At 50.1% G+C, this 12,461-nt stretch carries 13 protein-coding genes; 1 reads left to right on the forward strand and 12 read right to left on the reverse strand.

Annotated features, from left to right (window positions below):
* The first annotated feature begins 441 nt into the window (after nucleotides 1–441).
* Nucleotides 442–1,515 (forward strand): tartrate dehydrogenase, encoded by a 1,074-nt coding sequence (locus ABNT28_RS07180; protein WP_348721285.1) that lies wholly within the window; start codon nucleotides 442–444, stop codon nucleotides 1,513–1,515.
* Between the two features lie 36 nt (nucleotides 1,516–1,551).
* Here ABNT28_RS07180 and ABNT28_RS07185 read toward each other — a convergent pair whose 3' ends face one another.
* The 12 genes from ABNT28_RS07185 to ABNT28_RS07240 form a co-directional block, all read right to left on the reverse strand.
* The gene (locus tag ABNT28_RS07185; protein WP_332923381.1) at nucleotides 1,552–2,247 is read right to left on the reverse strand and encodes an RraA family protein; all 696 of its coding nucleotides are present in this window, start codon (nucleotides 2,245–2,247) and stop codon (nucleotides 1,552–1,554) included.
* The gene (locus tag ABNT28_RS07190; protein ID WP_348721286.1) at nucleotides 2,244–2,942 is read right to left on the reverse strand and encodes an alpha/beta fold hydrolase; all 699 of its coding nucleotides are present in this window, start codon (nucleotides 2,940–2,942) and stop codon (nucleotides 2,244–2,246) included. Before ABNT28_RS07190 ends, ABNT28_RS07185 begins: the two co-directional genes overlap by 4 nt.
* Before the next feature lie 21 nt (nucleotides 2,943–2,963).
* Nucleotides 2,964–4,097 carry a cobalamin-independent methionine synthase II family protein gene (locus ABNT28_RS07195; RefSeq protein ID WP_348721287.1) on the reverse strand — a complete coding sequence of 378 codons (1,134 nt, stop codon included), beginning with the start codon at nucleotides 4,095–4,097 and terminating at the stop codon, nucleotides 2,964–2,966.
* A gap of 37 nt (nucleotides 4,098–4,134) precedes the next feature.
* Nucleotides 4,135–5,124: a cupin domain-containing protein gene (locus ABNT28_RS07200; protein ID WP_348721288.1), complete on the reverse strand. Its 990-nt coding sequence runs from the start codon at nucleotides 5,122–5,124 to the stop codon at nucleotides 4,135–4,137.
* Nucleotides 5,125–5,154: 30 nt separating this feature from the next.
* The gene (locus ABNT28_RS07205) at nucleotides 5,155–6,123 is read right to left on the reverse strand and encodes an ester cyclase (RefSeq protein ID WP_348721290.1); all 969 of its coding nucleotides are present in this window, start codon (nucleotides 6,121–6,123) and stop codon (nucleotides 5,155–5,157) included.
* Nucleotides 6,110–7,141 (reverse strand): LacI family DNA-binding transcriptional regulator, encoded by a 1,032-nt coding sequence (locus ABNT28_RS07210; RefSeq protein ID WP_348721291.1) that lies wholly within the window; start codon nucleotides 7,139–7,141, stop codon nucleotides 6,110–6,112. Before ABNT28_RS07210 ends, ABNT28_RS07205 begins: the two co-directional genes overlap by 14 nt.
* Entirely contained in the window at nucleotides 7,141–7,905 is a 765-nt protein-coding gene (locus ABNT28_RS07215) for an SDR family oxidoreductase (RefSeq protein WP_332924712.1), read from the reverse strand. Before ABNT28_RS07215 ends, ABNT28_RS07210 begins: the two co-directional genes overlap by 1 nt.
* Nucleotides 7,905–9,215: a histidinol dehydrogenase gene (gene hisD / locus ABNT28_RS07220; protein ID WP_332924710.1), complete on the reverse strand. Its 1,311-nt coding sequence runs from the start codon at nucleotides 9,213–9,215 to the stop codon at nucleotides 7,905–7,907. Before hisD ends, ABNT28_RS07215 begins: the two co-directional genes overlap by 1 nt.
* Before the next feature lie 3 nt (nucleotides 9,216–9,218).
* Complete coding sequence (locus ABNT28_RS07225; protein WP_332924709.1) at nucleotides 9,219–9,773, reverse strand: ester cyclase; 555 nt, start codon at nucleotides 9,771–9,773, stop codon at nucleotides 9,219–9,221.
* Nucleotides 9,774–9,786: 13 nt separating this feature from the next.
* Nucleotides 9,787–10,833, reverse strand: coding sequence for an ABC transporter ATP-binding protein (locus ABNT28_RS07230; RefSeq protein ID WP_332924708.1), 1,047 nt, complete (start codon nucleotides 10,831–10,833; stop codon nucleotides 9,787–9,789).
* 10 nt (nucleotides 10,834–10,843) lie between these two features.
* Nucleotides 10,844–11,728 (reverse strand): carbohydrate ABC transporter permease, encoded by an 885-nt coding sequence (locus ABNT28_RS07235; protein WP_332924707.1) that lies wholly within the window; start codon nucleotides 11,726–11,728, stop codon nucleotides 10,844–10,846.
* A partial coding sequence (locus ABNT28_RS07240; protein ID WP_332924706.1) for a sugar ABC transporter permease occupies nucleotides 11,725–12,461 on the reverse strand: 737 nt, incomplete at its 5' end. The genes ABNT28_RS07235 and ABNT28_RS07240, both read right to left, overlap by 4 nt.

Below are 12,461 nucleotides of genomic sequence, written 5' to 3' on the forward strand. Positions count from 1 at the left end.
AATAATAATTTAAAAATGCTAAAATTGGAACAACAATGAAATTAATGCCAATAACATAAACGTTGTCACTCAGCCTTCGATCAACCAGCTAATCAAGTAAGCTTCGAGTTCCAAGTTACTAAACCATTAGATTACTCAATCGCAAAAAATTGGAAACAGCGCCAGCAACCATGATCTAACTTCCCAGGTTCGGGAACTGGGTTCAAGACCTTGACTGTTATCCATACTGTTATCCAAAATAAGGCGTTTTAACTAGGCACTATTTTTGCTAAGCTATTGTTAACATTGAAAGTCAGAACCTTGATAGAGCATCGGTAAGGCTTCGAACCCCCGCACGCCGCTCCATCCCCTCATTTCAAAGCCATTTTTAGGGCATCAGGTATTCATTTAAGCCCCTGTTTTAAACGAAACTGTTCTGAAACAGGCACAAAGAGAGTTAACATGAAACGTCTGCACATCGCTTCCATTCCCGCAGATGGGATCGGCCCCGAAGTTATTTCTGTCGGTATTGAGGTTGTACAGGCTGTCTGTGAACGCAACACCAATATCGATCTTGCTTTTACACATTTTGACTGGGGCTCTGATTATTACAGGCTGCATGGCGTGATGATGCCTGCGGATGGGTTGGAAACCCTAAAGAAATTCGATGCGATCTATTTTGGCGCGGTTGGTGCGCCTGACGTACCGGATCATGTCACCTTATGGGGCTTGCGCCTGCCGATTTGTCAGGGATTTGATCAATACGCCAATGTCCGCCCAACAAAGATAATTCCGGGTATTGATTCACCCTTGCGCAATGCTGAGCCTGGTGATCTGGATTGGGTCATTGTGCGTGAAAACTCAGAAGGTGAATATTCAGGTAATGGCGGGCGGACACATCGCGGGATGCCCGAAGAAGTTGGCACCGAGGTGGCTATTTTCACGCGCGTAGGGGTGACCCGTATCATGCGCTATGCTTTCCGCCTTGCCCAGTCGCGCCCTCGCAAATACCTGACCGTGGTAACAAAATCCAATGCCCAGCGTCATGGCATGGTCATGTGGGATGAAATCGCCGAACAGGTCGCAGCTGAATTTCCCGATGTCACATGGGATAAAATGCTCGTTGACGCTATGACCGTGCGGATGACATTACAGCCAGACAGTCTTGATACCATTGTGGCAACGAATCTACATGCTGATATTCTGTCTGATCTGGCAGGCGCGCTAGCTGGCAGCATTGGCGTTGCTCCCACCGCCAATATAGACCCGGAAGGTCGGTTTCCCTCCATGTTTGAGCCTATCCACGGCTCGGCCTTTGATATTACTGGCAAAGGCATTGCCAATCCAGTGGCAACTTTCTGGACAGGCGCGCAGATGCTTGACCATCTTGGTCTGAATGATGAAGCAAACCGGCTTATCGCTGCCATTGAAAAGGTCTGTGCTGATGGCATTCTGACGCCTGATGTGGGTGGTAACGCAACCACCAGACAGGTAACAGACGCGGTTCTCGACGCCATCCGCCAGATGAATGCCTGACCGAACTTTCTTTCCCTCAGAACAGGTGGCTACAGATTACGTTCTGGCCGCTTCAAACGCTGCCCATGCTTTTTCAAAAGCGTCATAATCAAAATTGCCTGCCCGTGCTGGCTCAAGCACCAGCTTTTCGGTTGCCAGCAACGTCTTGATCGCGTCAAAAAGATCACCTGTCACATCTTTGGGAATAACCAGCGCGCCATGTCGATCCGCATGCACCAGATCACCATCCTCTACCACAAGCCCAAAGACATTTACCTGCGTGCCGATTTCGGTGACATGCACAAAAGCATGTGACGGACCAACCGATCCTGCAACTACCGGAAAACCTGCGGGCAAATCACCAAGATCACGCATCACCCCATTGGTCAATGCACCGCCCACACCAAATCCCTTATGCACTGTGGTGTTGATTTCGCCCCAGAAAGCGCCAACGCAATCTGGAAAATCAACATCCTCGATCACGGCAATCGTTGGGCGAGCGGCCTCGGCCATATGCTTGTAATAAGTCATACGCCTTGCTTTCACCTCATCGACAGGGTCAACCGAAGGGCGCTGGGCTGAAATCTTGGCTGTCCGCGCATAGCCAACGATTGCAGGTGCCTGCGGGTCAGACGCCTGCATGGTACCACGGGTAAAATTATCGAAACCACGTTTCCCCTGTGCCACTTCGATAGCGTTACACACAGTCGGGGTATCAACCTGCTGCAATAATGTTAAAAGTTCCTGTTTCATGTTTCCTCCAACCAGCGCCGAAGCACCACATTTACCTTATCGGCTTGTTCTAATGTTGGCAGATGTCCGGCACCGCCAATAATCTCGAATGTCGAACTAACGACCAAATCATGCATCAGCTGATGTCGCGCAATTGGGCATAATACATCATCTTCGCCGCATACCACCATTGTTGGCACGGTGACTTTTTTCAATGTCTCTTGTTGATCCTGACGATCACGCAAAGCAACAGACTGATTAACAAACGCATCGACGCCAAGGTCAATAGCCATATCCATACACACATCCAGAATCTGGCTACGATGTGGGCCATCCGAAAGATAGTTAGGTTTCATTTCATGCTTCATAATCTCGGATAACGCCCCTGCCCTAGCTTTCGCAATTTGGGGCGCACGTCGTGCTTTCATGACGTCTGTTTCGGCCAGTGGATTGGTATCGAACAGAGCAAGGCGCGTGACCCGCTCGGGGGCTTGCCGCATAATCTCCATCGCCACAATCCCACCCATCGACAAACCAGCCAGCGCAAAATGCGGCGGCGTTTCGGCAAGTACCGATCTGGCCAGACCAGCGATACTATCATGCTGTGTCAGATCGGCCACACTGACCGCGTATGATGACGACAATGCGTCTATCTGCGGCGCGAACAGGCGAGCATCACACATCATGCCTGGCAATAGAACTAACGGGGTTTGCATGATCGACTTGTCTGCTTTCTGCTATAACCGTTCGGACGCTATAGCTGCCCCATCGGCCAGCGTCTTCAGCTTGGCATAGGCAATATCTGGATCAACCGCGCCAAAACCAGCAAAAGTGCCAAAGCCACAATCTGATCCGGCAATCACGCGATCAGCACCAACAATATCGGTAAATTTTTCAATACGCTGCGCCACTAATTCTGGATGTTCAACAAAATTCGTTGTCGTATCAACCACCCCTGGTACCAGCACTTTATCGTCGGGAATCTCGGCTTTGCGATCACGAAATACGGTCCATTCATGTGCATGACGTGGGTTTGATGTTTCAAACAGAACATAGCGCGCCCGTGTTGACATCAATGTCGAAAACACTTTGTCCATATCAATGTCACAAACATGCGGGCCTTCATAATTGCCCCAGCAGATATGCACCCGCACATGCGCTGGATCAATATCACGCAAGGCATGATTCAGCGCCTCAACATGCATATTGGCAATAGCGACAAATTCGGCATCCGACAGATCGGCAAACAGCATATGCCGTGACAGTGCCAGATCCGGACAATCAAGTTGCAGATCAATACCTGCATTGACGATCGTTTCATATTCGGCCTTCATGGCATCGGCCAAAGCGGCAAGATAGGCTTCGCGGGTTTTATAATGCTGATTTTGCAAAAACAGCGAAATCACCCCGGGCGATGCCGCATTCATGAAAGCGCGCTGTGCGCCATGCGCATTCATCCCCGCTTTTAAATTGGCAATATCGCTTTCCAGCTCGCCTTGTCCTTTGGATTTCACCTCACCTGTACACATTGGACGCGCATATTGCGGGGTGCCTCCATCATCGGCCAGACGCTTTAGAAACCCTGGAAACAGCTTCAGATCACCTGGCGGATTACGATCACTATCGCCTGAAAACCCTGTATAGCGATCCTTGACATAGGTGGCATAGGAAATCTTTGATGTCTCACCATCTGATACAATATCAATACCAGCTTCGACCTGCTTGCGGACTGTTTCATCACAGGCTGATGCCATACATGCGTCAAATGCCGCCGCGTCATAGGGCTGCACATTCTCACGCGCAAAAATGAAATCAACCACGTCCTGCGTGCGGGGCAAAGACCCAACATGGCTTGTCAAAATTTTTGTCATTACGCTACTCCCTTATTTATAGCTCTTGATATTGCTGCTAATAGCTGTGGCGATTATCACTGAAAAAATTCATCGTCGGGCCTGCTTCATCATCCGTATTACACACTCTGAACAGGCTGGCTTCACCGCTCATTGCCACCTGCAAACTGCGTTGAACATCAGGCGGAACAGCAAACACATCACCAGCGGCCAGCACAGTCTGCCCCCCATCCCATGTCACTTTCCAATAGCCCCGCATGACTATTAAAATCTCGTGCCGTTCAGTGCTATAAGCTTTGCCATCAACTGACCCTGACGTTAGCAGTTCAAGCGTAAAGCCAGGCCGATCAATCAGCATCCCATCCTCGCCAATAACGGTCACAGGTTGTCGGTCAGCAAGCGCCACCATATCCAGATAGCGGGCAACAAAACGCGGCACGAACATAGCTGTCCCTACCTTAGGGAAAAGCGCCATGTCATGTTCATCAAGCACCCGCATAGGCAAGACACCATCGGGCAAACTCTCGCCTTTGTGGCTATCATACAGCACTCCGTTTTCACCCAGAACTAGGCCATGATCTCTGGCATCATCGATCACTTGTGGCGCCCATACCACCCCACCACCAGCGTCATCACCACCAAGCACCGCCATGATCATGCCATAGTCGGTACCGATATTTTCAAACCCACGGAAAATACCTGTGGGGATATTGATTACATCCCCTTCGGTAAGCGTCACTTCGCCATCAGTGCCATCATTGCCCCAGAAAAACCGCCAGCGGCCAGATAACACGAAAAACACCTCGGCAGTGCGATGCGTATGCAGTGAATTGCGGCATTTCGGCGGTTGCCCCGCCGCCCCTATATTAAACCCTGGCGTATCTTTGATATGCACATGCTGGTCAGCGGATTCGGACACCCCACCGCCAATAATCGTGAAGTTTTCCTTCTTATCAGACCCGGGTGTATGTGCATCAATAAAGGCCGTACGACATGGTACAAGATCACCATATCGAACGATCCGGCTTTCCATATTATCAGATGTCATTGCACAACCTCCCCGTATGATTTCAGACCATCATCCAGCATGCATAAGTATCTGTTTCCAAACAGATGTTTCATCAAAAAGAACATATTCGCGGCGCAGACCCCACGGTCCGAATTCGGCATGACACGCGCCCATGACATAAACCTCTGCACCTGTTGGCGCCCCAAAGCTACCCCAGCCCTCATGCTTGCCATGCAGGCCCCAGCGGATTGCCGCGCGGGGTGGCATATGCGCGTCACTACGGCCAATCTGATGCGCGATGGTGAATGTCGCTTTTGGAAAGCTGGAACGCAACCCCATCCAGAACTGGTCAGCCGCATCATGGCTATGGCCCGTCACGCCGCCTGGCAATTCCAGATGACAGGCGCGATCATACGCTGTCGGAATAACAGCCATATCCCCACCCATCATGCGCTCAAGAATATCGGCATATTTTTGTCCCCATTCATTATCATTACCGCGCCCTTTATAGGGGCCAGGCACATCAATCGCTGGGGTGAATGGTTTGACACAAGACGCAACACCGCCCTCACGCGCAATCAAATCAGCCGCATAATCTTTGGGATTCCAGCCAAGCTGGCGCACCACCGCGCCCTGATCGCGAATCAACCATTCATCGTTGATCTGGTTATTGATCGCATGGCAATCAGCAATGACACGATAGCTTAGCTTAGTGCCGGTAGCCTTGCCATAGACACCATCGGCACTATGCGTTGCCGTTGACAAAATCCGGTGCGATGACAGCATCCCCTCTTCTGGCGATCCCGACCAGATCACATCCTCACCAAGCAATCGGCGATCGGGGAATTCAGCCAATGTCGCCATTGTTGCGGCAATGACATCTTTATTACCAATGACAACTGACCCGGGCGATCTTACAGGTATATCAGGCGTATAATAATGCTCAAGCGTGGCGATGCCGCGTTGTTCCCATATTTCCTGCGTTATCCCGATAATATAATCGGGAAAGTCCTTCCAGCGACTATCAAACCCCTTCATCTTCCCATCCTTTTTGTATCTTGGCCGAACCGCGAACGATCAAGGCACCATCCAGTTCAACATTACGCAACTTGCTGTTTCCATGCTCGATCCGCGCCATCAATATGGCAATCGTCTCGCTGACCATTTTATTTACCGGTTGCCGCACCGTTGTCAGATTATAACTTGTCCAGCTGGCAAGCTGCACATCGTCATAACCAACGACCGACACATCATCAGGCACTAAAAACCCCATTTCAAAGCGCAGAACATCCATAACCGCAAATGCCATATGATCGTTGGCAACGAATACGGCATCAGGGATCACACGCTGACTGAACATGTCACGGGCGGCAATACGGGCTTCTTCCAGAACAAAATTACCGCATCCGCGTGCAAACAGGCTTTGTCCTGCGTCTGCCAAGCCCTTGATAAATCCGGCTTCACGTTCATGCTGGGTCGATGCACCATCCCACCCAGCGATATAGCCTATACGCTGATGTCCACCTGCAATCAGAAACTGAGCCAGTTTCTGCCCGCCAGACATATTGTTTGATGTAACAGAACTAAAGCCCAGATCGCTTTGCCGACGGTTAAACAGCACCACGGGAATGCCGGCCTCGTCACAGCGTTTGGCCAGACTTGAAGACATGGCAACCGACGCCATGATGACGCCATCGACTTGATAATCCAGAATCTCTTCCAGCACCTGATCTATATTGCCAGCTGTTTTGGACGCCATGAAAACAAGCACATGATAACCTTGTTCCTGCAAGCACATAGACAGCCGTTCCAGCGCTTCGGGATAGAACTGGTTATCAAGATAGGCAACAACAACCCCAATAATGCGTGATTGTCCGGTAATCAATGACCGCGCCAGAACATTAGGCCGATAGCCAAGTGCATCTGCCGACCGCTTGACCTTATCGGCCATTTTCATCGACACTGACGCACCTGGGGTAAACACACGGCTAACCGCCGACTGGCTAACGCCAGCATGGCGGGCAACGTCCAAAGATGTGGCGTTATCACGTGCCATCAGTCTGCTGTCCACCCCCCGTCAACAAGCAGTGATGTGCCTGTTACCAATCCCGCAGCGTCACTTGCCAGAAATTGCACAGCTCCCATTATATCTTCGATTTCACCAACCCGACCTAATTTGATCTTTTCTTCGATCCATTTCACCCGACTTGGGCGGCTAAAGGTTTGCTCGGTCAACGGCGTGCGGATGAATGTTGGGCTGATTGTATTGACACGAATTTTATAATGCGCCAGCTCAATCGCCATTGATTTGGTAAATCCTTCAACGGCAAATTTGGACGCGCAATAGACACTTCGATCAACCCCGCCAACAAAGGCCATTTGGCTAGAAATCGTGATGATCGATCCTGTCAGACTTTCTTCGATCATGCCTTTGGCGACTTCGCGTGCCAGGAAAAATGCACCTCGAAGATTAACATTCATCACTGCATCAAAATCGTCTGTCGATGTATCTATCGCGGGGGCATGCCGCGCCAAACCGGCGCTATTGACCAATATTTCAAACGGATCATGCGCATCCAGAATATCTTTTGTGGCGTCACAATCAGCAATATCGTTACTTATTGTCTTTATCGGCCAGCCTTGCTTGTTAAAGGCTTCGCTTACATCTTCCAGCGCGGCCTGCTTGCGCGCCATCACCGTTACATACGCGCCTGCTTCTGCCAGTGCCACGGCACAGCCCAGCCCTATGCCTGACGACCCGCCCGTAACAAGCGCACGTCGTCCGTCAAGCCTAAAGGAAGGTGTTCTTGGCAAATCCATCATTCAGCCGCCTCTCCATAGGGTACATTCTGTCCGCCATAGCGCCGAATTCTGATATTTGCCTGTTCTGCATGGCCGACAAACCCTTCAAGCATACATAAACGCGAACAATAAGCGCCCACATCAACTGCGGCTTCATCAGTCGTGATTTTCTGATAGGAATGTGTTTTCAGATATTTTCCAACCCATAACCCACCTGTATAGCGCCCAGCCTTTTTCGTAGGCAACGTATGATTGGTGCCAATAACCTTATCACCATTGGCAACATTTGTGCGTGGCCCAAGGAACAGCGCACCATAACAAGTCATCTTCTCAAGGAACCAATCATCGCGGTCAGTCATGACCTGCACATGTTCTGAAGCAATATCATCAGCCACCTCTAGCATTTCATCATAGCTATCACAGACAATCACCTCGCCATAATCGCGCCAACTGACCGCCGCCGTATCTGCTGTTGGCAAAATCTCCAGAATGCGATCAATCTCAGCCAGCGTTTCCCGCGCCAGCTTTTCCGAGTTGGTCAACAAAACAGCTGGCGAATTATAGCCATGCTCGGCTTGCCCCAAAAGATCGGTGGCACAAAGTTCGGCATCAACGGTTTCATCGGCAATAACCATGGTCTCGGTTGGGCCCGCAAATAAATCAATGCCCACACGGCCAAATAGCTGGCGCTTTGCTTCGGCAACAAAGGCATTTCCTGGGCCTACCAGCATATGCACAGGATCGATCGTTTCCGTTCCAATGGCCATGGCGCCAACCGCCTGAATGCCGCCCAGCACATAAATCTCATGCGCACCACCCATATGCATGGCTGCCACCACCGCCGGATTGGGCTTGCCTTCAAAAGGAGGCGTCATGGCAACAATACGTGGCACACCGGCAACCGACGCTGTCAGAACTGACATATGCGCCGATGCCACCATCGGAAATTTGCCTGCTGGCACATAACATCCAACTGATTGCACAGGGATGTTTTTATGTCCCAGAATAACGCCTGGCATAGTTTCGACTTCCACATCCTGCATGGATGCGCGCTGTATTTCGGCAAAGCCACGCACTTGCGCCTGTGCAAATTTAATATCGTCCATATCACGGGGAGACACTTCATCTATCAAAGATTTTATGTCTTCGGGGCTTAGGCGAAAGCTTGGCGGCGTATATTTATCAAATTTTTCAGCCAGATCACGCACCGCCGCATCACCTCGTGCTTCAATATCTGCCAGACTCCGCTCGACAACATCACGCACCTCGGCATCATCTTCCGACCGTTCGGTTTGCGGCTTGCCGGACTTTAAATAGGTAATTGCCATTTTTTACTCCTCACGCGCACCGGAATCATGATCTGGCCGTGGCGGCATCGCCTCGCCGCGGTCATAAATTTCCCAGCCCTTCCCATTAAAAACATCAACACCAAGCTGTGCCAACACATGCGGAAAATCGACCATCACCCAATTATCGGCAATTTTACCATCCGCCACTTTCCAAAAATCCATATAGCGAATTTCAATCCGTTTACCGCTAGCCGCAATGCCCATGAATTCGCCTGAATGCATGGCTTCCTGTCGCCCGAAGGCGGCCGCCCATTCACCCATGAACAAACGCGCCTCATCAATACATACCTTATCGGAAAAAGCGGCCTGAAATGGGCGTTGCCAGTTATCCTGAAAGGCTTGCAGGCCTATTTTCGTGCCGCAGCCCTGATTTCCCATCCACCGGAAACTTTCGGCAAAAAAGGCACCAATATCGTCGATACGATGATCGTTCAGACCATCAACCATCCCCTCGATAACGCGCCTTGTTTCGTCGGTCTTCGACATATCGGTATCACGGCTAAGCGTGGCTTGTTCTGGTCTGGCATTGATTGACATAAGCTGTTCTTCTCTACCCTTTAATGCGATTGCCGGTGGTAACATCAAAAAGATGACAAATCGAAGCTGGCACCGAAATGGTCACTATTTCACCAATCGCGCTTCGGACATCCTTATGCACTTTGACAGACACCATCGCCCCGCCTGCCTTAACTGTCAGCATCGTGGCATCGCCCAGCAATTCAGCCGTATAGATTGGTGCCTTTATAGCGCCTGTCTTGGCAAGGCTGGCATCTTCCGCACGAAAGCCAAGACGGGCGGGACCATCCGCGCCTTTAAGGCCTTTAACAGTGATATTCTCACCACTAAAGACGCCGCCTTTTAACACCCCATTCAGCAAGTTCATCGCTGGATTACCAATAAAACTTGCAACAAAATCATTTGCTGGATTGTCATAAATTTCGGTTGGCGTGCCGATTTGCTGGACAATCCCTTGGTTCATCACAACGACACGGTCTGCCAGCGTCATAGCCTCAATCTGGTCATGCGTTACATAAACCGTTGTCACCTTCAACTGATGATGCAGATGCTTAATCTGCGCCCGTGTTGATACGCGCAATTTCGCATCAAGATTAGACAAAGGCTCATCCATCAAAAACACGTTTGGCTCGCGAACAATCGCGCGTGCCAGAGCCACACGCTGACGCTGGCCACCTGATAATTCTGACGGTTTACGATGCAGAAAATCGGTCAATTCAACCATCTGTGCGGCGCGCATGACCCGTTCATCATGCTCAGCACGATCAACCTTACGCACATGCAGGGGAAAGCGGATATTTTCATAAACATTCATATGCGGATACAGACCATATGACTGAAACACCATGGCAATATCACGATCCTTTGGCTCCAGATGATTAACCACTTTGCCATCAATATAGATGTCACCTTCGGTAATTTCCTCAAGCCCTGCAATCATCCGCATGGTGGTTGTCTTGCCACAGCCAGATGGTCCCAAAAGAACCAGAAATTCTTCATCCTGAATATCCAGATCAAACATATCAACAGCGACAAAGTCACCCCACCGTTTGGTCAGATTCTTCAATGTGATACTTGCCATCCTCGTCTCCCTATCCCTTAACAGCACCAGCTGTCAGCCCGCTTACAATCTGGCGCTGGAAAAACATCACCAGAATGAATAATGGGGCTGTGGCTGAAACCACGGCAGATACCGCATACATGACATTGCCTTCTTCTTGCGCAGACCCAAGGAAGCTGGCGATTTTGGGAACCATTGTCTGATTTTCCTGCGACAGCAAAAGGCCCGTCAGAGCAAAATCATTATAAGCCAGCAGAAAGCTGAACAGTCCCGTTGTTATAACACCAGGCCACATCACGGGAATGATGACATAGCGAAAGGCCTGAAAGCGGGTACAGCCATCCACCATCGCACTTTCATCAAGGTCCTTTGGAATATTCTGGAAAAAAGAATGTAACATCCACAACGTGAAAGGCTGATTGATAGCCACCATGACCACAATCGTTGTGCCCAGATGCCCATAAAGATTGAGCTGGAAAAACGGCAACAGATAGCCAGATACAAGCGTGATATGCGGCATGGCACGAAATACCAGCGCAATAATCAGCACCCAGAAAGCATAGCGGTATCCCGAACGTGACAAGGCATAGCCGCCAAGCGTACCAAGTGTCAGTGAAATCGCCACAACCGATAATGTCATCAACATGGTATTCACCGACGAACGCCAGAATTCTTCCTTTATCCACGCACCTTCATAGCCATTACCTGTAAAATACCCACCTGTTTCCGCAAGCGTGAACACACCATAAAGCGCATTTTGCCAATCCTGCTTCGAGAAGAAATCCGCCTGCACTTTAAAGCTGCCCCAAAATGTCCACAGAAACGGCACCGCCGCAATAGCCAGCCATATGACCAGAAATGCCATCGCGGCTATCGACAGAAATGAGGGACGTTTGAGTGACGCTACAATGGTCATGCGCGCGCTCCATGCGCCCGCCATGTGCGGATCAGAACAGGCGTCAACAAAATGCACACACCGATGATTGTCAAAAGCGAAGTCGCGGCCGCAGACCCGAACAATATATTGCCGTCACTGCCGCGCAGATCATTATAGATAATCCATGATAATGATGTTGCGCTGGCTTCGGCATTGAAGCCAACAATCGGTTCAAAAACGCGGAAATTATCCATTAACTGCATCAGCGAGATAAATACCACCAATGGCAACAGATGCGGAATAACGACATAGCGTACCTGCTCCCAGCGATTAGCACCGTCAATCATGGCGCTTTCCAGCGTGTCTTTGGGTACGGTCTGCAAGCCAGCATAAAAGACGATGAATGAGAACGGTGCCGAATGCCACACGCCATAGACAATCAAGGTCACCCATGTCAGCGCGGGCGACGCTTTCAGCGATAAATCGGGATCATCAAAAATTAGTTGCAAGGTGCCACCGATCAAGCCATCTGCATCAATCATCCAGAACAAAATAAGCGATCCGATCAACGGCGTGACAATCATTGGCAATAAAGAAATGAATATCGTTGGGCCTTTGATAAATGACGGCAGGCGATTTACCGCCAGCGCCACAAAGAACCCTAAAATAATGACAAAAGGCGTGACCACAAATGTATAGGTCAGCGTAAAGCTAAGCGCCTTGTAAAAGGGTAAATTTAATATTTTGGACATGAAGCCTGCAAGATCAGTCC

The organism is uncultured Candidatus Puniceispirillum sp., from assembly GCF_963979125.1.
Taxonomy (GTDB): Bacteria; Pseudomonadota; Alphaproteobacteria; order Puniceispirillales; family Puniceispirillaceae; genus Puniceispirillum.